Raw genomic sequence first — 19,315 nt, forward strand, 5'->3', positions numbered from 1 at the left:
ATCAAATCATGAAGTTATGCAGGTTCGTTTTCAAGTCACCATTGTTTAATCATTTTATTGCAAAACTATATTATTAATATTTAATGAAGAGTTTAAGAAAACATTTACAAGATTTTGGCTTCAAAACAGAGTTGTCATGGTCGGTTGATCCTACCGGAAAAAAAGAAGAAAAATTCCATAAGGCACTCAAGCAACTATTAGGTCCCCTTCGATATGATGAATACTTGATTCTACAAGAATCGTTTGCAGGACCAGAGGATGAAGAGAAGATGATGAAATTTATTGAGGGAGACGAGTCACTTTTCAAGCTTCTTTTGAGTGCACAAATTGACATTAGTGAAGGGATCTTCCAGGAAATCTTATCTATTGTAAAGGAACTGAGAATACAACCAAATCGAATCCTTGAGCTCGGTGGGGCAAATGGATGGGCTTGTAATTACTTAATGAATCATGTTTTTGATCAGTCGCAAGAGGTAGTTGTTGTAGACAATTTTCCGAATTGGAAGTCTGTGAACCCTGAGATTGAGATTGTTTCTAGTGACTACTTCTCCTTCCATAGTGAAAAGAAATTCGATTTCATTTTTTCTATCCTAGGCTATTCAACTAATAACTATACAGCCTTCTTGGAAAAGGCGATTTCATTACTTTCAGAGGATGGGTATCTAATCTTAGGATTGAGAATATCAGGTGAGAAAAAATATCAGGAGGCTCTGGAAGCCATTTATGGATCTGGGTGTTACGTAGAATTGCTTGGCTGCAAAAGGCTAAAGGTAGGAAATGAGATGTTCCCAATTTTAACCATTAGGAAGGGTGATACCTCACTCTCCAATAATGAAATGCTATTCGCTATTAGAAAAGGCTATTATAACCTTGAGGCGCCGAAAAGGATCATTGGATTTGAGGCCCATTTTCTTCTAGAATCGATGGGGTCTGGGAAACTGTTAAATGAGGAGAGAAGAGATTGGGAAGATGGTACTTGGTTAGCCATGCGTTATCGAGACTATAATGGAGTAATTTTTCGATTAGTGGAGAATTTTGCAAATGACCTTGTAATTGAATTTCCTATCCAGGAACAAATGGATCTAGAACAATTTCTATTCGAAATCCAATTACAACCAGACTATTTTTCAAGAAGCCTTTAGGCTTTGGTGTTAGTATCAATCTTCATTCAAAACATATGAGAGTTTTTAAGAATAACCTAATTTTTTCTCCCTCTGATTTAGCTAACCATATAAGTTGCAGACACTTGACCCAGTTGAATAAGCTGGCTGCAACAGGCTCTTTGGAGAAGCCCTATACGTCTAATCGTGTTTTGGAAGTTTTGAGAGAAAAGGGGATTGCCTTCGAAGAACAATACTTGCAAGAGTTAGAATCTCAAGGTAAATCCATTGTTGTTATATCTCGTGATTCCAACACTCCTCATAAGGAAGTATTAGAGGCGATGATTTCAGGTGTAGATATTATATACCAAGCAAAGCTATGGGAGGATGGAGAATGGGAAGGCTGGGCAGATTTTTTAATCAAAGTCCCAGGAAGTAGCGCTTTTGGGGATTGGTCTTATGAGGTAGTTGATACAAAATTGACCTCTGAAACACGCGCAGGTACAATTTTACAAATTGGGCTTTACTCAGAGGCTGTGGCAAGAATGCAGGGAGTACAGCCTGAATATATGCATATAAAAACACCTGATTCCCAAATTCAATATCGAGTGGATGATTTTGCAGCCTATGTCCGTCTCGTGAAGCGGAATTTAAAGGATGCCATCCAGGACCCCAAAGTAACTTATCCTGATCCGGTTCCACATTGTGATATCTGTAACTGGTGGGAACATTGTAATTCCCAACGGCGAGCGGATGATCATTTGGGTTTTGTTGCAGGACTCGGGAACAACCATACCAAAGAGTTACGAATACATTATGTCAATTCCCTTGAAAGTTTAGCAAAGCTGCCCAATCCAATCCCATTTACACCAATTCGAGGTGCAAAAGAAACCTATAATAAACTCCGAGAGCAGGCTCGTATTCAGCTTCAGGGGAAAGTGGAAAAAAGGCCAGTTTTCGAATTGCTTGATCTTGAGCCAGGAACCGGGTTCTATAAACTTCCAGAGCCATCAAATAATGATATCTATCTTGATTTGGAGGGAGATCCTTTAATTGAAGCATCAGGATTGGAGTATTTGATTGGGTGGGTTCACCAAGGCAATTATTATTCGATTTGGTCTCAAAATCCCATTGAAGAAAAAAAGGCTTTTGAGGCTTTCATAGATTTGGTTATTGAAAATAAGTCTTGCGACCCCAGCCTGCATATTTACCATTATGCTCCTTATGAGCCAGTTGCTTTTAAAAGGTTGATGAGTAAATATGCCACTCGGGAGAATGAAATGGATGGACTACTTAGATCTGGGGCTTTTGTTGACCTTTATGGAGTCGTTCGACAAAGTATTCGGGCAAGTGTAGAAAAATATTCCATTAAGGACCTGGAGAAATTTTATAGGTATGAGAGAGAGATGGACCTGAGGGAGCTGTCAAGCTTTAAAGCAGATTTTGAATTTTTGATGGAGCTTGGATTAACCCAAGGCATCAATGAAGAAATGAAAAATGCAATTCAACTCTATAACCAAGATGATTGCATTTCGACCCAAAAACTCCATGAATGGCTTGAAAGTTTGAGGCAAGAATTGATAGATACAGGGCGTGAGATACCAAGGCCACAAATTTCAAATGGAGATCCTAGTGAAGCAATCACTGCACACCAGGAAAGAATTCAGCCACTAATGGATAGGTTGCTTCTTGATGTCCCCTTTGATGAAGAGGAACGTAATCTTGAGCAGCAAGCAAGATATATTCTTGCTCATATGCTGGATTGGTATCGTAGAGAAAAGAAGTCTTTCTGGTGGGAGTATTTTCGCTTGATAGAGCTTCCTGATGATGAGCTCTTAGAGGAGCGCGGAGCCATAGCTTTTCTGGAATTTACCGGTGAGAGAAAGTCTATCAAACAATCGGTTATTGATACATATCGTTTCCCCAGTCAGGAGTCTGATATTCGAAAAGGATTGGTTTTAAGAACACAGGACGGGAACTCTTTCGGGTCAGTAGAATATATTGATTTCCCAAGTGGTATTCTAAAAATTAAAAAAGGTCCTTCCAAAAGAGATATCCATCCATTTTCGGTATTCTCTATCGAAAACATCAACTTATCTAAAAAAGAAGAAGCGCTTATAAGCCTTGCTGAGTGGGTGGTTGAGAATGGGATTTCAAATGATAGTCCACAGTATTCAGCCGGTAGACATCTTTTATTGAGGTCAAAACCTCAAGTAATTGAAAATGTACCTGATTCAGAAGATAAAGTCGAATTTGCTCTAAACTGGGCTAAAAGACTAGATCATAGTATTCTTCCTATTCAAGGGCCTCCAGGAACCGGAAAAAGCCATACAGGAGCCCATGTGGTTCTTGGATTGGTTAACGAAGGAAAACGGGTAGGGATAACAGCCCTAAGTCATAAGGTTATCTCCAATTTGATGAATAAGATACATGAGCTAGCTATAAAGGATCATCTCAATATAGAAATGATTCAAAAGGTCTCTAATGAATCTGAGAGTGAATCACATTGGCGGACTACGACAGACAAAAATGAGATTCTACAAAAGCTCGATAAAGTTCAAGTTATAGGAGGGACATCTTTTTTTTGGTGTCTTCAAGATTTACAAGATTCAGTTGATTACCTATTTATTGACGAAGCTGGCCAACTGTCACTAATTGATACACTCTCAGTTTCAGGTGCCTGTAAAAATTTAGTCTTATTAGGAGATCCACAGCAGCTCCAACAGCCCCAAAAAGGGGTACATCCAAGTGGTACCGAAGTATCTGCTTTGGGGCATATTCTACAACAAAGCCAAACCATTTCAGAGGACCAAGGCATTTTTCTAGGAGTAACTTGGAGGATGCACCCTAAGGTTTGTGATTTTGTCTCTGAAATGTTTTATGAGGGCAGGTTGCTTCCTAAAGGTGGTCTTGAAAATCAAATGATTGAAGGGGATGCCCCATTAAGTGGTTTTGGACTTCGGTTGCTTGAAGTAAATCATCAGGGAAACACCAATTCATCCGGGGAAGAAGTAGAAGTAGTTTTAAGATTGGTTATTGAGTTGTTGAGTGGTGGAGCAACATGGAAAGATGGAGAAGGAAAACAGAGGGCACTTACTAAAGATGATATACGAATTATATCTCCGTATAACGCTCAAGTGAACTTATTAAAGGAAGCTCTTCCCGATATTGAGATAGGTACAGTGGATAAATTTCAGGGGCAGGAAGCCCCTGTGGTGATATATTCAATGGCTACTTCTAATCCTCAAGATGCACCAAGGGGAATGGACTTCTTGTATAGCCCGAATAGGTTCAATGTTGCGGTTTCAAGGGCTAAGGCTCTTTTTATTCTAGTAGCAAGTCCTGAAATATTTGAGCCTGAGTGCAAATCTCCTGGTCAGATTAGATTGGCAAATCCATTTTGTAGGTATACTGAAGTTTCGGAGAAAATTTCTAGTTAGGTTATGGACCTTTTGTCAAATCAGATAATCATCATACTTCATTTAGGGTTTTTTAAATTCTTTGAGATTAACAATATCCCTAGGATTATTAACAATAGGGAATAAAGAATCACAAGTATTCCCATAACTATTTTATAAATTATAAAATATCTTCTAATATTTTGTCAATTTAATTCTTCAATTAACTATTCTAAGCAATTAGGGATTTCAGCCTTTATATTCTGCTCATCTTCTATGATGAAATCGGTCTTACATCTTCTCCCTTTTTAAGAGTTATCAATCATCAAGCAAAGCCTTTAAGCTTTTTATCAAGCTAGCATAATCCTCTTCTGGATCCTCCGAATAATAAATTTTGTAAGAACAAGATGATCCTGGGCCGGCCTCAAATTCACCGTTTTCTGGATAGATAATGTCATCTAGTAGGTCAAATAGCAAGTATCTTGTATCAGGGAAGTCAGAAAATTCCCATTTATTGGAATCTTGATTGAAAATACAATACTCATTTGCAACTATTTCATCCCAAAAGTCTCGTAGGATTTGATTTTTAAATCGCAAAAGATTTTTTGGGTAATCAAATTTGTGAATTTTTGAAATGAAAAACCTCTCAAGTGTATGATCAAAGTCATGCCGATCATAAATATATCCACACTCGATAATACCGTAGGTCGAATCATACTGAGCAAATAAATGTTCACAATTTGTATCGGTTTCACAGAATGGACATTCGATTGGGATATTAGTATCTCGATAGGTTATCATAGTTTATTTAAGATAATTTTGGAAATGGCTTCACTTTAATCACTGTTTGAAATTCGATAAATTTTATTTGGTTGATTTGATATAAAGTAATTTGCACAAAGGGGAATCAAACCTCTAGAATTCATAATTAATATATTATTTCGATAATTCTTGACTTCTTCCTTAAGTATCTAAATGGTATCCAAAAAGAAGCATCTCTATCAACAGTAATATAAGGAGTTTCTAATACCGATCCATCAAATGTCCTTCTGTTAATCTGAAGATAGATTGGAGGAAGATATCATTAGTTCCTTTTAGAATACCTATTCCTCATCTAACTTCCCCATAACCGTGCAAATCATTTTTTGATCTTCACGAATTAGCTTGGATTCGATCGTAACGTGATAGGTTTCGGCTTTTGCCAATGCCTTACTGGTTGTTTTCCAAGATTTGGCAACCTGGTAAGCAGTCGTAGCTGGATCCTTTTTCCACCGTGAATCATATGAGATAAGTAAGCGGATTTCTTTCTTATTGTATGACAATAGACTCGATGACAACCCTGCATGCATGACATAATACTTGCCCACCGCAAGCCTGTAATGTGAATTGATTGATTGGATACGGGACTTATTCATTTTCACCTCCCTGATTATCTAATGGACGGTTTACTGTTCTGATAAAGCCAAATGAACCACTGGGTTTGGTAAAAGGCATTCTTCTAAGCTTTTCTACAAAAATTTGCCCTGTCGATTTTTCAGTCTGGTCTATTTCTATTCGTACCACGGATTCCAGAGGGAAATCCTTTTCAAAAGGTAAAATCAAGACTTGTCTGGCCTTAATAAGTACTCCAAAAGAGCCTGAAGAATTTCCTAAGCTTAGGCTTGCACCGGTGAATAATCCCTCATCGTCAAATTGCAGGATGGCAAAAGGTGAGACTTCTGTCAAATCAAGCTGGTTATTCACCTTTGAATTAAGGAATGAGAAGAGCAGGATTTTTTGTTCCTCATTAATCCATTCATTAACCGAAAGGGTAGTGGAGACTGTCATGATTTCCAGAGCGGAAAATGTCCTAGTTTTCCCATCCCTGAAATGTAGGATTAAGTTTTGAGAAATAGTGTAAGGTTTCATGATAACATGGGTTTAGGTAAAACATGTCATCACCAAGAAAAGAAAGGGAATGCAGGTAAACATTTTTGGTCTGCAGCGACCCTCATCGTTTTACCACCGTGGCGTTTGACTCGGTTGGTACCAGTTGACTGGTTCTTGATGATGGATTAAAAGTACGGTTGAAATTCGAACAATCAAATCCGTTTATAAAAGTTTTGAGTGGGTTTATGTAATGTGTCAAATCGTAAATGAAATGCTAGATGATTTCATTGAAAATGAGTTATTTTTAATTAAAAAAGATTAGCTATTGTTCTAAGAAAAGCATTTCAAGGAATATAATTTTGAACGTATGAACCTTTTTAATCAAACTGTACCTTTGGATTCCTTCTTTAGTGATCTTATCAAGGATTTGGCGATTCAAAATGAGCTTAAGGCTGGATTAGGAGACCAAATTGGTAATAGTATTATTAACCAACTACTTGAAGGGATTCCTTTCGAAGGGATTGAAGGAAATTGGTATGACCTCATATCTGATTTCATTCATAATGAAGCAAAGGAAGTAGAAACTATCCTTGGTGAAGGCAGTTATGGTGAATTCCCAATAAGTGTTTTGAATTATGGGCCTGTATTTTGGATAGAAGCTCAAGAGTTTGATTCTATAGGATATTTCAGATCAAAGGATGATGCAGTATCCTGTGCGGAATGGGAATATATGGAGTATTTAGAAGGTGATAATGAAGAAGACAATGAGGATTGATCAGGCAATATAGGGTTTTTAGGTTAAATAAGCATCCCTAAATTTTTGGGTGATGCTCACTACACAAACGATTCTAATCCCTTGGACCTCTCCTAGGCCTCTTTCATAAACTCCCCTCGTTCTGCTGCTTTCTTCAGAGTACTTCTCCAATAATCCGGATAGCTCATTATCTCTAGTATCTGCTCTATAGTCAATAGCTTCTTGTTCTTTTATTCTTCTTGTTAATTCATGTTTTTTGAATTTAGATTAACGTGATATTTGATTCGGTAGGTTATAGCTTTGCAGAATTCTTGATGATTTTTTAATTGAATTTGATATTTGGCTAGCTTATCCTGCCGATTACTTTGCGATAGGGATTAGAATTTTATTTATTCTTTTAAATAATGATCCGAATTCATGGCAATTATTTTGCTTGACTGATTTAATAAAGTTCCGCCGTTCGGAATAGAATGACTCGGATTGATTTCTCTTCCCTCAAAATAATTCGCTGTTTCAGGATCTTCTACCAGGCATAACCTAACTGGTGCTTTCCATTCTTCCTCAAATTCAATCTTGAATATCCTTGTTCTATCAATGATGATATCGTGGAGCTTGGAAGTTTTATCCTCCTTGTATTTTTCTATCAGCTTTAGAGAGATGTCATTTATTTCAACTCCCTTGAAATTCTCTTTGTATATATCCACATTGAAGCGAATCGGGATTTGCATGTAAACGGCACTGGATATCCTGACCAAGAGATAAGGGAATTTCCCATAATGCTCAGGGAATGATGCAAATGAGGTTTCGGTATTTATATTCTCTTTCATTTTGATGCTATTTAAAAGGTAATTTTGATAGTAATTTTCAATTCTGGTTTCAGGAACTATAGCTTTTTTTAATTCACTTTCACCTTATACACATCAGATGCATTTCTCGAGATGTCCGGAACGAAGAAACCTCCAGGCTCTGGAATTTCTTCCTCCAGGTCAAATTTAACCGTGTCTTTGGGTAGCCCTTCGAAGATCAGCGTGAATACATGGGTTCGGAAAGGATAAATTTCCAGCCATTCCGGGTAAAAGGAAATGTTAAATGCGTGAAGCAGCTTGGATCTATTGGATGAACCTTTGGGCTTTAGAAAGGTAGTAGGCCAAATTCTGATCAGGGGATAAATGAAAAACCCCGGATTAATCTGGCAGTGAACAATGACCTGCTGCTCTAGAAGAGCATCAGTCATTGCCTTTTCCAGGAAATCCGGGCTTACATCCAAATGATGCTTGGGAATGATTTCCTGCTCTAAGGTTTTGGTGGGAGTACTATTGGGAATCAATGATTCGGGAAAATGTGTGAATGAAGTGTACATGATAACATGGGTTTAAGTAAAACATGTTATCATCAAGAAGTTGTATAGGGTAGAGGTAAACATTTTTGGCCTGCATTGCCCTCATCGCTTGACCACCGTTGTGTTTGACTCGGTTGGTATCAGACATACTGATTCTTGATGATGACGTAAATTTAAGGTGAAAAATTCCTTAGCAAATACCGCTCATCATAAATTTTTAATTCTGCATTTTGAAGTAAACCTTAAATTAGCAAACAATAAAAAGACCCAATTAAGGGGTTGATATAATTATATTGCACTTAAAGTATTAAGGGTTATGGAGAAGAAAATAAAGATTGTTTTGGCAATTCTTCTATTCCTTTGTTTAGCCGACATGCCATATGGCTATTATGAGTTGGTAAGATTCATTGCATTTGTAGGGTTTGGGTTACTTGCCTTCCGCGCAAATCAAGACAAAGCTCAGACCGAGCTGGTAATTTATGGAGCATTGGCCTTACTCTTTCAGCCTTTCTTTAAAGTGTCCTTAGGAAGAGAATTATGGAATGTTATTGATGTGATCGTCGGGATTGGTTTAATCATTACAATATTTAAAAAACCAAAAAACAAAGTTTATTGAGTGTTTTGACCCAAATCAAAAGTAGGGTGAATTCAGTATATACCGTTTCATTCTTGACTTGAATAGGAGCCCCTTTTGAGTTATTGAGATAAATGCTCTAGAGAAGTATTGCTTTGACCGATTGGACTTTAGATATCCTTTGTGCTCCAAAGATCTTAAGAAAGCATAGGTGGTCGCAGGCTTAGCTTGATTGCTTTTACAGATCTCTTGTTTGGTAACGATATGTTGCTGATCAATCAATCTAATGGTTAGGATAAAGACAAACTTTTCTCCGGGAGTGAGCTCATCATTACCTTCTGTTAAAAAGTATCTGATTCCAGCTTCAATGTGCTGCAGATTGACATCCATAGTTGATATAATATATATATAGTAAATTCTTTATGGGGTTGTGTCGTTCTGATGACTACCAGCCCCGATGTTTTTTAAGTAATTCTCTATTTGTTCGAAACGCTTCTTCGTCCACTTCGAAATTTCTAATTTGTCTTCGTACCATTTTAATTTTTCGCCAAATCTCTCTTGTCTGGCCTTCAGTCGTTCTAATTTCCTTTCTAACCTGTTTAGTTCTTCTAAATATGGCTGCATATTCTTCTGATTTGTTTTTTCTAAATTCTCGCCAATCTTGACGAATTAAATAATCTGCAAGGTCTTGTCCATCACGCCTTTCTTGATCTGTTGCGTTAAACTCCAATAAATCAGAAACAATGAAATGTGTTCCTTTCATTTGTCTTTGCATTTCCTGAGTTTTTGTTTTCCAGAGTTTATAGGCTTTTCCATTTGCTGAGAGGTCAGGAAAAAGAATGACTGTTCTTCCCTTTAATACCCTGCATTTCTTAAGGTTTAGACTAGACAAGTTAAATACAGCAAGCCAAATCAAATCTCTATGGTCTCTTGGCAACCCGAAGTACAAAGCACCATATATAGCGGTTTTTGGAGCCTCCACAAGTGCAATAGGATTCTTTGGAAACGTTGATAATAAATGTTCCCCAAAAAGGCAGGAAACCTTTAAATCTTGCCTTAGGTAGGGTTCTAGCCAAGCTGGTTTGGTTTTACTGGTTCGGTTGAGTAGAGAATGAATCCAAGAGGGTTTATTAAGTGTGTGATTTTTTTCATCAAACTGTTTTACTTGAATCGCATTAACTTTTCCATTTTTGTCGATAAAGGGGAATGTTATGGCCCCTTTCTGCTCTCCCTTTGATATCGTACCAAGGAAATATGTGGAAATAACTTCTTCTAAATCCTGATACTCAAAAGGGTATGGCACTCGAAATAATAGGTTCTGAATAAATACATTCAATTTATAGCTCTCAGTTTTTAGAGTATGCTTTAGAATTTCTAATGGAATGAAAACCTGATCATGATTTTTTTCTTTTTTTGGTACCTTTTTAGGGGTATAGGATATTCCTTCCGAAGAATAGTACTTACAGTCATTTTGATTATAGTTAGGTGGGCTTGTTGAGTTCCTTAGGAAATACTCCGCTACGTATGCACCTGCAGTTTGGATTTCCATGACTGCTGCTTTTGGAAGGTAGTTTTTGTTTGCACCTTGAATAATCAGATAGGCTTTTTGGCTATTTTTCAAGATGGAGTCAAAAGGAACAAACAGGCATTTTGTTTCAAGAGGAGGTAATAGGAAATGCCCGCATTTGATTTCCCGGTCACATTTTCCATATTGCTCTGGTAAATAGTCTCCTGTCTCTGGATCCACGTAAAGGACAAAAGTTTTTTTCTGGCAGGAAGGGCAATGGAATTTTTTGCTACTTATGTCAAACTGGTATCTATAATTCTTTTCCATTCTAGGTAAACTTATTGTTTGAGTACTACATTTGGTACATCTTCTTCATTATTGGATGTAGTTGATGTAGAAAGTGAAGTTTGGTTATAAATATTTTTTTTCCCCAAAAACTACATATCCTAAGGATTTCCTATGTGTATCAAATCCAGACTGCTTTATCCGATTTGTAAAAGTTCTGGAGTTGCAAGGTCTAAAACCTCCCTCCAAGCAGTATACTTTATATTCTTGGTACATGATTTTCAGAAGGATTTCATTGGATAGTGAAGGAGTATACTGGTTTTCAGTTAAGAACATTTTTACACTGTCGCTAGAAAGTTTATAATCATTTACGGCTTTATCTATCGCTTCACATTTTGTAAACCTTTTTTGCTCCAATAGTCTTTTAAGTCCTTCTAGTACCCAATTAAACACTCCAGAAAGCTCATTTTCAATTATTTTAGTATGGAGGTTTTTATCCTGTTCCTCCTCTGGGATAGTTATTTCAAAGGGGATAATCAAAAACCTTCTGAAAAATGCAGCCGTTTGTTCTACATCTTTAGGGAGCTCATTGCTATTAAAGATTAGCTTCGCATAATTTCTTAAAATGAAAGGCTGTCCGTAGGGAAGACGGGCTTCTACTGGTTCACCTGATACTATTTGTTTGAACAGCGCAGTCTCTAGCTTTCCATTAATTTCACTTGCATAGTTTAGGAGCTTATTTCCTATTTTTGCCCGATAATACCCTGTTTCATTTGTTAGGCTCTGCAATGAGAAGTTACTCACATTCTGGCTTCCCAATAATGAATTAACAATTTCGAAGAATACGCTTTTTCCATTTGCACCAGTCCCATGTAATATTAATGCCTTTTCTTCCTTAAGAATTTTGCTCCCATTTCTAATGAAAACATACCCTAAGTACTCAGCTAAAACTTTTTGAATTTGCTTGTTGGGTAAAACTCTGTTTAAGAATTCCTCAAAAATTGGTGCTTCAGCTTCAGGATCATATGGAAATGGCAATTGATAGGTTAGAAAATCAGAATCATCAAATTCTCTCAATTGTATTTCTTTATGGCTTATCTCAAAGGTCCCATTTAGCAGGTTAATTAGAACCTTTTCTTGGTTTGCATGCGGGTAGGGTAGATAAGCTGTAGCGAGAAATTGTTTGAATAACTGTTCTCTGAACTGGAAGTGCCTAGCTGAAAATAAGGGTACTCCCATTTTTTCGGCAGCTTCACCAAGAAATTTTTGAAAGAGTTCAATATCTATCTCTGCCCAATATGTTCCATTATAAGCATAAATGAAGTTGTTATTCTTGCATAGGGCCCAGTTGTTTTCTTTTGCAAGTGATAGGATATGGTCTATTGATAACACTATGTAATGCTTCGAACATATCTTAAGGCTTTCTAGCTTTTTTTGAATTTGATCTTTCTCATTATGAGATGCTTCTTCTAGCTCTTTTTTTAAAGTTTCATATTCATCGGGATAAGCTAATGTTTGAAAGTTAATGGGGTCAACTTGATCAAGCAGATGGAGTAATACTTCGTTATGACTGACTGCTTGATTTTTGACTTTTAGTTCCTCAATATGATCCAAAAAGGTTTTTGGATTATTTAGGTTGTCTAATCGGTGTTTAGGATTCAAATTCATTTTACTATATTTTATATGGATTATATCAGAAGTATTTAGGCTAGTTTTTGACGTTTTTTTGTTGTAAGTAGGTTTTAGCCTTTCTTGGGGCTTTTTAAGTATTGCTCTACTTCGGCTTCTAATTCCCAATTAGATTTTCTCCGTCCTACCTCTAGATAATTATTGAGGTCTGCCAATAAAAAATACAAACGGTTACCACGTTTAATAACTGGTAGTTCGCCTCGGGATACTTTGCTGTAAAGGGTTGGAACAGCGAGGTTTAGGAATTCCGCTGCTTCTTTAATAGACAGCGGTTTTTCAGGTGTTAGGGAGGTCTGCTGAGGCTCTTTTGGTTGGTGTTTTAGATCAAGTAATAAGGATTCAATGTTACTTAATCGTGCTTCTAGTACTTCAAATGGATTCTTCATTTCGAGAAATATTGTTTGTCTCTCGAAAGTTTGGGGGATTTAAAAAAATGGAACCGGAAGTAACCGGTTACTTTTTTAAGGTAACAATGATTTTCCTTTTGATTTTATTGTTTCTAGCTCTTCTTGGGCTATTTTTTTGTAATCATTAGGCAAAATATCAATGACTGAATTAAAAAGTTGAATTTTATTTTCTAGTTTTTTTCTTGTTTCAGGTACTGCCAACCGGTTAGTTTTCTTTGCATAAAATGTGTGTCTTTGGTAAAGTTTATCTCCTGAACAGAGACCATATTCTTTGATTATTTGCATGGCCAATTCCCTTGTGAGCGACTTTTTATCCTTGAAAAATTCATAATAGAGCTTTAAGGCGATTTGATCAATTGTTAACCTTGAAGTATTCCTATCATTTTTGTTTGGAGAAATTTTATCAAAAAATTCAGACAGTAATTTATCGAATGTTATTTGGGCTATTCTTAATTCTTTGAGTGATATAGCATATTCATTTATGGTCTTAAATGGATCTTCATGTCCTTCTAAGAATGTAATGTAATCTTCAATTTTATTAATTTCACCTTGTAAGTAAAGAGAGGGGATGAACTGGTTTAGGATTATTTTCTTGTCAGATAAGGGGTAATTTTCATTAGTTAAATACTGTGACACCTTTTCAAAGGTTTGCTCTCCGAGGTGAATTCCATTGATTGTGTTCTTATAATCACCATCATGTATTATGATTAAAGGTCTTTTAAGAATTTGAATAATATGCATTACTGGTTTTGAAAACCTACTATTACCTAAAAGGATAGAGTTATCTATTGGCATATACTTATTTTTTGTCAAATTCTAAATTCTGACTCAGTTCTTTAAATGCCTCCTTTGGAAAGCTGTTGATATAATTTTGAGTTACCTTCAAATTTCCGTCATGAAGGATTTCAGAAATCATAGCAAGGGGTATTCCCTTTCGAATAGAAACCGTAGCAAAGCTGTGTCGTGCATGATAAGTGCCTATTTGATTTGCTAGATGTTCCTCTATTCCAGCTGATTTCGCAAAAGCCCTGAAATGGTGGTTTATTACCTTATTAAAGTTTCTGATTTTCTCGTGTCTTTGGACCGGAGAGTCTTTTTCACTAATTATTCCGAATAAGTAGGGTGAATTGGGATTCCTTCTCCTTTCAATAATTTGTTTCAAGGACTCATTCAAAGGTACCTGTTTGATAGACCTTTCTTTTTTGGTATTCTTAGTCTTTGCTCGGATGTATTGGAAAGAATCATTATCTAGCGAACTGTGTTTGAGCTCACAAATATCCCGAGTATTCATACCATAGGAGAAATACGAAAAAAACCAGAAATCTTTCGCCCTAGCCTGGTCTTCCGTAATAGGCTGAAAGTTCCAAAGTTGTTTTAATTGCTCTTCGTTAAGTGCTTTATTTATTTTTTTACTTGTTGGAATTTTAAATGAATCTGAAGCAAAGGGATACATCTCTTGGTTAGCAATACCTAGTTTTATTCCTAATCGGTAAACTGCACGAAGATTTCTTAGATAAATACCAATAGTAGCAGCGGAAAGACCTTTTATATTTTCGCTATAATTCTGATAAGATTTTAAAAAATGAACTGTGACCTTGTCAAAGCTTAATCTATCGAATTTTTGGTTTTTGAATTTTAAGAAGTTTTGGATTGATACTTTAGCTAGTCTATACTTTTCAGCAGTTGAAATTGCTCCAGACTCTAGTTTTTCTGCTTCTACTTGGTCAAAAATGGCAAAGACATTTCTGTGGTCGACTTTTGGTTTACTATATAATTTCTCTTCAAATGCATCAAAGGTAAAAGGGAATAAAGACTCTGAGATTTCAGTTGCCTTATCTTCGAGTGCAACGAGTTTTTTTCGGATAGCTCTAAATTCTTCTCTTGTTCTTTTGCTTTCCCAAGCTGATTGGAAATCCTTCTCCGAAAGATCGAAAACTGTAGGGTAAAGCTTTTTCTTTTGTGTGATAGGATTGTAGACTCGAAGCTTCACAGGAAATAATCCATTTTTCTTCTTTCTTCTAGTGTCCAAAAAGATATTGATTTGTGGTCGCATTCCATAGCTGTTTTGTGCAAATAAATAAATTTGCACAAAATTTGCACAAAACTTCGAAAAATATCACAAATCCCCGCAAAGTGTAAATATTTTTAATTCATTGAAAAACAGTGTATTAATGAATAAAACAAAAGAAAATAGTATAACTCAAAAGGCTAAAAAACACGTCTGGGGGGCGTGTGGTCGCAGGTTCAAATCCTGTCACCCCGACTAAATATTTAAGGAGTTATGAATAGCCGATTCGTAATTCCTTTTTTAATTTTTCGAATCCTCTCGCTAAGGGCGAACAAAAGCCAAACTCTTTCTTAAAAAAGAATCTTTGTGTTATTACTTTTTAAAAAAATATTAGTCAGTTAAATCTATTGATGTTTTCAAAGAAATCATGTGATTATTAAAAAGTCACTCAAATAATTAGATGGATAAAAGACAATAAATTAATTACGAATTGAAAATTGATTTTTCATATATTACGTCCTATGTGTTAAAACTTTACGACATGAATGCTCTAAGGATACTTTTTTTTATTTCGATGGTAGCATGTGTTTTTTCTTGTTCAGATTCTGACGATTCACAGCCGGTTATTAATGATCCAGATTCCTCAGTTGGAACAAAAGATCCAAATGGGGGGACAAGTGACCCTCCATTGACACCTGGCCAAAGTCTAGTTACTGGATTGGTAGAATTACCTGAATCCATAAATCCTGAAAGTTTAAAAATAGTTTCTCCTGCTGGATCTTACGAGGTTAATAATGATGGGACTTTTAAGGCCATTGTTACAGAAAACAGTAAACAAGTCCTAATGGTTGAAGATCAGGATGGGGATATTCTATTAGCCTCAATAAGCAATTCTTCTCAAGATACATTAAATGCTAAAACAACAACTCGGGCAATAGTTGGTTTGGCTCCTTGGTCTGGATTAGTAGAAAATGATGAACTAGAAATTATTCTTGATGAATTCGAAAAGACTCCTCAATATAAATCTCTCGAAAACGTAGTAGAAAATGTAATTCGGAAGGGAATATCCCCTCTTGATGATTCTGAAGTAATAGAAATGCTGGGGAATCTTTTTTCTCAAGCACCTATTGACTCTAGGCTAACATCAAGAATCTTCAGTATTCCAGAGGTGGATAATATTGTTGAACCAAATATTAGTTATTCAAATGGGAGTTTTACCATTTCAAATGATGGAACTACTACAGCGGTTTGGGGCGTAGAAGTTTTTGATAAAAACAAAGAGTCTCTTACGGGAAGACTTATGTTAGAAGGGAATAAGGTAATGTTTCCTTCTTTAACAAGTATTTGGAAATTTATTACTGGGGATCTTCTAGACGCGGTATTTGAAAGGTCAGAATCTTTGGTCGTGCCTGTAATAATAGAGGACAAATATGAAATCCAATTTGGAAGTCCTACCAGACTTTCCCTTAATCCAGCCTTATCATTTGAGGCCGCTAGATTTAATATTTATAATTCCTATCAGACCGTATTTTCAGCTCTTGGAATAAAATTAAAGGGTTTGAGTCCTTCAGAATATTTTGAACAGGGTTGTTTAAATGATTTTTTTGATGCAACAACTAAAAGCCTTGTAGATTTACTTACTAAAAGAGAATTGACCGCAGAAATATTCCTAAGCCAATTCTCAACACTCTTTTCAGGCTCTATTGGTTCTTTAGCAGAATGCTCCAGTATTTTTGATGATTTTGATGGGAGTACCCCAAGTAGTTTAGATAAATACCTTAAGAATCTTGCAAAATTTCTAAATGCCTATGAAAAGGTGGAAGCGGCATTTATAACCGGAAAATTGATTGGGGATATGCTTGTATTAAGTGATATTCAAATTTGTAGGCAGGTTATAAATGGCAAAATATACCCTTGCTTTACACTTTCAAAAGGAGGAAATGTTCCAACTGAAATAAATTCTCCAAACAAAGCAGAATTATATGTTGAGGCGGAGCTTGATATTCTTCCAGAAGAATCGGATGTGTTTCCAATTGGAGCCCCTATTGCTTGGGAAGTTATTGAAGGAGATGGAACCTTAAACAAAAATTCATCTCCCATAGATAATTTAGGAAAGTCAGTAATTATTTTTTCACCAGGTAAAGCTGAGAAAAATATAATTCTTGCTTCGGTAAAGGATAAGGATGGGAATATGAAAGATCAGATTGAATTTGAGGTAACTGCGAAATTTATTGACTCACTCGCTCTTTATAAGGAAGCAATTGTAGGAACTTGGGATGTAATAGCACATAGTACTAATTCTAAATATAGAATGATAATAGGCCAATACAATGATAATTCCTTGTATGGTAAATATTGGGCAGTAGATAATGATGGAAATCAATTAAGCTATGGGTATAATATTTCACCTTCAATTTATATAGAGAATGAAAGATATCACCTTCAAACAGGAATTTACCTTTGGGGGCGAAAACCAACTGATCCTTTGACCTATCCTCCAACTGAGTTTAATGAATATCATGAAGATGGGAAGCTATACTTTTCATATAAGAAGATTGAATAATTCTCATATGAAAAACATTCATTATTCAATCCCTCCTTATTTAGTTTATTTCCAGACCCAACTTCATAATTTTTAAAACAACCCTGAAATTACTCCATCCGGTGAGATATCTACTTGCTCCGCGGCTGGGGTTTCGGATAGGCCTGGCATCCTTAGAATTTCACCTGCAATTGGAATCAAAAAGCCCGCACCTGCAGCAATCTCGAATTCCCGAATGGTAATCTTAAAATCACGGGGCCTTCCGATCAACTTCTCCTGATCACTGATGCTTTTCTGGGTTTTGGCGATGCAGACAGGTAGGTGATTATATCCCAGCCTATCGATTTTCTTGAGTTGGCTTTGAGCCTTCGCTGAAAGAACTACTCCGGATGCACCATAGATGGTTCGGCTGACTTTCTTAATTTTTTCTTCTACCGAATCGTCCAATGCATAGGTCGGCTTGAATTTGTATTGGCAATTTTCAGCAGCTTTAATGACAAGTTTGCCAAGATTAAGACAGCCCTCTCCGCCTTTTTCCCATCCCTCACTCAAAGCCACTGGAATTCCCAAATTCTCACAATAATCTAGCAAAAGCTGCTTTTCGGCTGCTGTATCACTACTAAAGACATTGACGGCTACTACTACTGGAATCCCAAAACTTCTAAGACTTTCTAAGTGATGCAACAAATTCGGCAACCCTTTTTCCAATGCCTCTAGATCCTCTGAAGTCAGGTCCTTGAGTGGTTTTCCTCCGTGGTATTTTAATGCGCGAATGGTCGCAACTAGAACTGTTGCTTTTGGAGAAATACCTGCTTCGCGACATTTGATATTGAAAAACTTTTCAGCTCCAAGATCGGAACCGAAACCCGCCTCAGTCACAACATAATCCCCTAAGCTCAGGCCCATTTTTGTAGCGATGATGCTGTTGGTTCCCTGTGCGATATTGGCAAAAGGTCCGCCATGAATCAAAGCAGGGTGATGTCCCAAGGTCTGTACCAAATTAGGCTTGATAGCTTCTTTCATTAAAGTGGCCATAGCCCCTTCAGCTTTCAGGTCACCTGCATACACAGGGCTTCCATCAAAGCGATCACCAACGTAAATACTAGCAAAACGCTTCTTTAGATCTTCCAAGTCTTTGCTCATGCAAAGGATAGCCATTACCTCGCTGGCTGCGGTGATATTGAATCCGGTTTCTCGAGGAATTCCACCGGTTTTTCCTCCTAGACCAGTAACGATTCCACGAAGTGCCCGGTCATTCATATCCATGACTCGCTTCCACAAAACGGTTCGGGGATCAATGCCAAGGTTTCTGGTTTTACTTTGAATATTATTATCAATCAGGGCAGATAGAAGATTATTGGCTTTTTCAATTGCATGAAAATCCCCAGTAAAATGCAAGTTGATATCCTCCATGGGGATGACCTGCGACCAACCTCCTCCAGCTGCGCCTCCTTTGATTCCAAAAACAGGCCCCAAACTTGGCTCTCTGATAACTGCGATGGTGTTTTTTTCTAATTGATTTAGGGCATCGGTTAAGCCAATAGTGACGGTGGTTTTTCCTTCTCCTGCGGGAGTAGGAGTGATGGCAGTAACTAAAATCAGATTGGATTGGGTGATTTTTTCTTCGTCAATTATGTCTAGGGATAGCTTGGCTTTGCAGCGTCCATAGATTTCAAAGTCCTCATCCGGAATCCCAAGCCTCTCTGTGATTTTGCGAATGGGCATGGGTTTGACGGATTTGGCTATTTCGAGGTCATTCATGGTCGTTTTTGTTTCAAAAAAAGGGTATAAATAGCTATCGAAGCCTGATTATTTTTTGTAAAAAAAATGATAGAAGTCAGTT

Annotated in this window: 17 protein-coding genes and 2 riboswitches; of the genes, 5 read left to right on the forward strand and 12 right to left on the reverse strand. The window is 36.8% G+C overall.

Annotation, left to right across the window (positions count from 1 at the left end; genetic code table 11):
- Window positions 1–83: 83 nt before the first annotated feature.
- On the forward strand, window positions 84–1,142 hold the full coding sequence (locus NY014_RS00600) for a class I SAM-dependent methyltransferase (RefSeq protein ID WP_259412587.1): 1,059 nt from the start codon (window positions 84–86) through the stop codon (window positions 1,140–1,142).
- Window positions 1,143–1,177: 35 nt separating this feature from the next.
- Window positions 1,178–4,540: a TM0106 family RecB-like putative nuclease gene (locus NY014_RS00605; protein WP_259412588.1), complete on the forward strand. Its 3,363-nt coding sequence runs from the start codon at window positions 1,178–1,180 to the stop codon at window positions 4,538–4,540.
- Window positions 4,541–4,816: 276 nt separating this feature from the next.
- Here the strand turns inward: NY014_RS00605 and NY014_RS00610 are convergent, their stop codons facing one another.
- From NY014_RS00610 to NY014_RS00620, 3 genes are all read right to left on the reverse strand, one after another.
- Complete coding sequence (locus NY014_RS00610; RefSeq protein WP_259412589.1) at window positions 4,817–5,299, reverse strand: hypothetical protein; 483 nt, start codon at window positions 5,297–5,299, stop codon at window positions 4,817–4,819.
- A 302-nt stretch (window positions 5,300–5,601) separates the two neighbouring features.
- A complete protein-coding gene (locus tag NY014_RS00615) occupies window positions 5,602–5,913 on the reverse strand; it encodes a hypothetical protein (protein ID WP_259412590.1) in 312 nt (103 codons plus the stop codon).
- Entirely contained in the window at window positions 5,906–6,406 is a 501-nt protein-coding gene (locus NY014_RS00620; RefSeq protein WP_259412591.1) for a hypothetical protein, read from the reverse strand. Before NY014_RS00620 ends, NY014_RS00615 begins: the two co-directional genes overlap by 8 nt.
- Before the next feature lie 51 nt (window positions 6,407–6,457).
- Window positions 6,458–6,553: riboswitch (SAM-I-IV-variant riboswitch) on the reverse strand.
- 181 nt (window positions 6,554–6,734) lie between these two features.
- On the opposite strand from NY014_RS00620, the gene NY014_RS00625 reads away from it, so the two are divergent.
- Entirely contained in the window at window positions 6,735–7,142 is a 408-nt protein-coding gene (locus tag NY014_RS00625; protein WP_259412592.1) for a hypothetical protein, read from the forward strand.
- Between the two features lie 368 nt (window positions 7,143–7,510).
- Here the strand turns inward: NY014_RS00625 and NY014_RS00630 are convergent, their stop codons facing one another.
- Together NY014_RS00630 and NY014_RS00635 are read right to left on the reverse strand one after the other, a co-directional pair.
- Entirely contained in the window at window positions 7,511–7,948 is a 438-nt protein-coding gene (locus tag NY014_RS00630) for a hypothetical protein (protein ID WP_259412593.1), read from the reverse strand.
- Between the two features lie 68 nt (window positions 7,949–8,016).
- A complete protein-coding gene (locus NY014_RS00635) occupies window positions 8,017–8,481 on the reverse strand; it encodes a hypothetical protein (protein ID WP_259412594.1) in 465 nt (154 codons plus the stop codon).
- A gap of 51 nt (window positions 8,482–8,532) precedes the next feature.
- Window positions 8,533–8,628: riboswitch (SAM-I-IV-variant riboswitch) on the reverse strand.
- A gap of 148 nt (window positions 8,629–8,776) precedes the next feature.
- On the opposite strand from NY014_RS00635, the gene NY014_RS00640 reads away from it, so the two are divergent.
- Entirely contained in the window at window positions 8,777–9,076 is a 300-nt protein-coding gene (locus tag NY014_RS00640) for a DUF6804 family protein (RefSeq protein ID WP_259412595.1), read from the forward strand.
- Window positions 9,077–9,091: 15 nt separating this feature from the next.
- Here the strand turns inward: NY014_RS00640 and NY014_RS00645 are convergent, their stop codons facing one another.
- From NY014_RS00645 to NY014_RS00670, 6 genes are all read right to left on the reverse strand, one after another.
- Window positions 9,092–9,424, reverse strand: coding sequence for a hypothetical protein (locus NY014_RS00645; RefSeq protein ID WP_259412596.1), 333 nt, complete (start codon window positions 9,422–9,424; stop codon window positions 9,092–9,094).
- Between the two features lie 55 nt (window positions 9,425–9,479).
- Window positions 9,480–10,868 (reverse strand): DUF6371 domain-containing protein, encoded by a 1,389-nt coding sequence (locus tag NY014_RS00650; RefSeq protein WP_259412597.1) that lies wholly within the window; start codon window positions 10,866–10,868, stop codon window positions 9,480–9,482.
- A gap of 84 nt (window positions 10,869–10,952) precedes the next feature.
- Window positions 10,953–12,494 carry a DNA primase family protein gene (locus tag NY014_RS00655; RefSeq protein WP_259412598.1) on the reverse strand — a complete coding sequence of 514 codons (1,542 nt, stop codon included), beginning with the start codon at window positions 12,492–12,494 and terminating at the stop codon, window positions 10,953–10,955.
- 74 nt (window positions 12,495–12,568) lie between these two features.
- Entirely contained in the window at window positions 12,569–12,901 is a 333-nt protein-coding gene (locus NY014_RS00660; RefSeq protein WP_259412599.1) for a helix-turn-helix domain-containing protein, read from the reverse strand.
- Between the two features lie 75 nt (window positions 12,902–12,976).
- On the reverse strand, window positions 12,977–13,717 hold the full coding sequence (locus NY014_RS00665; protein WP_259412600.1) for a hypothetical protein: 741 nt from the start codon (window positions 13,715–13,717) through the stop codon (window positions 12,977–12,979).
- A 4-nt stretch (window positions 13,718–13,721) separates the two neighbouring features.
- Entirely contained in the window at window positions 13,722–14,975 is a 1,254-nt protein-coding gene (locus tag NY014_RS00670; RefSeq protein WP_259412601.1) for a tyrosine-type recombinase/integrase, read from the reverse strand.
- A gap of 496 nt (window positions 14,976–15,471) precedes the next feature.
- Here NY014_RS00670 and NY014_RS00675 point away from each other — a divergent pair, with 496 nt between their 5' ends.
- Window positions 15,472–17,493 carry a hypothetical protein gene (locus tag NY014_RS00675; RefSeq protein WP_259412602.1) on the forward strand — a complete coding sequence of 674 codons (2,022 nt, stop codon included), beginning with the start codon at window positions 15,472–15,474 and terminating at the stop codon, window positions 17,491–17,493.
- Between the two features lie 72 nt (window positions 17,494–17,565).
- Here the strand turns inward: NY014_RS00675 and NY014_RS00680 are convergent, their stop codons facing one another.
- Window positions 17,566–19,233, reverse strand: a complete 1,668-nt coding sequence (locus tag NY014_RS00680; protein ID WP_259412603.1) for a formate--tetrahydrofolate ligase — start codon at window positions 19,231–19,233, stop codon at window positions 17,566–17,568.
- Window positions 19,234–19,315 lie beyond the last annotated feature (82 nt).

This window comes from Algoriphagus limi (genome assembly GCF_024919275.1).
In the GTDB taxonomy this organism is placed as follows: domain Bacteria; phylum Bacteroidota; class Bacteroidia; order Cytophagales; family Cyclobacteriaceae; genus Algoriphagus; species Algoriphagus limi.

What these genes read in the sequence shown, in the direction of transcription:
- NY014_RS00600 (WP_259412587.1), top strand. Translation starts at nt 84, where the DNA reads ATGAAGAGTTTAAGAAAACATTTACAAGATTTTGGCTTCAAAACAGAG.
- NY014_RS00605 (WP_259412588.1), top strand. Translation starts at nt 1,178, where the DNA reads ATGAGAGTTTTTAAGAATAACCTAATTTTTTCTCCCTCTGATTTAGCT.
- NY014_RS00610 (WP_259412589.1), bottom strand. Translation starts at nt 5,299, where the DNA reads ATGATAACCTATCGAGATACTAATATCCCAATCGAATGTCCATTCTGT.
- NY014_RS00615 (WP_259412590.1), bottom strand. Translation starts at nt 5,913, where the DNA reads ATGAATAAGTCCCGTATCCAATCAATCAATTCACATTACAGGCTTGCG.
- NY014_RS00620 (WP_259412591.1), bottom strand. Translation starts at nt 6,406, where the DNA reads ATGAAACCTTACACTATTTCTCAAAACTTAATCCTACATTTCAGGGAT.
- NY014_RS00625 (WP_259412592.1), top strand. Translation starts at nt 6,735, where the DNA reads ATGAACCTTTTTAATCAAACTGTACCTTTGGATTCCTTCTTTAGTGAT.
- NY014_RS00630 (WP_259412593.1), bottom strand. Translation starts at nt 7,948, where the DNA reads ATGAAAGAGAATATAAATACCGAAACCTCATTTGCATCATTCCCTGAG.
- NY014_RS00635 (WP_259412594.1), bottom strand. Translation starts at nt 8,481, where the DNA reads ATGTACACTTCATTCACACATTTTCCCGAATCATTGATTCCCAATAGT.
- NY014_RS00640 (WP_259412595.1), top strand. Translation starts at nt 8,777, where the DNA reads ATGGAGAAGAAAATAAAGATTGTTTTGGCAATTCTTCTATTCCTTTGT.
- NY014_RS00645 (WP_259412596.1), bottom strand. Translation starts at nt 9,424, where the DNA reads ATGGATGTCAATCTGCAGCACATTGAAGCTGGAATCAGATACTTTTTA.
- NY014_RS00650 (WP_259412597.1), bottom strand. Translation starts at nt 10,868, where the DNA reads ATGGAAAAGAATTATAGATACCAGTTTGACATAAGTAGCAAAAAATTC.
- NY014_RS00655 (WP_259412598.1), bottom strand. Translation starts at nt 12,494, where the DNA reads ATGAATTTGAATCCTAAACACCGATTAGACAACCTAAATAATCCAAAA.
- NY014_RS00660 (WP_259412599.1), bottom strand. Translation starts at nt 12,901, where the DNA reads ATGAAGAATCCATTTGAAGTACTAGAAGCACGATTAAGTAACATTGAA.
- NY014_RS00665 (WP_259412600.1), bottom strand. Translation starts at nt 13,717, where the DNA reads ATGCCAATAGATAACTCTATCCTTTTAGGTAATAGTAGGTTTTCAAAA.
- NY014_RS00670 (WP_259412601.1), bottom strand. Translation starts at nt 14,975, where the DNA reads ATGCGACCACAAATCAATATCTTTTTGGACACTAGAAGAAAGAAGAAA.
- NY014_RS00675 (WP_259412602.1), top strand. Translation starts at nt 15,472, where the DNA reads ATGAATGCTCTAAGGATACTTTTTTTTATTTCGATGGTAGCATGTGTT.
- NY014_RS00680 (WP_259412603.1), bottom strand. Translation starts at nt 19,233, where the DNA reads ATGAATGACCTCGAAATAGCCAAATCCGTCAAACCCATGCCCATTCGC.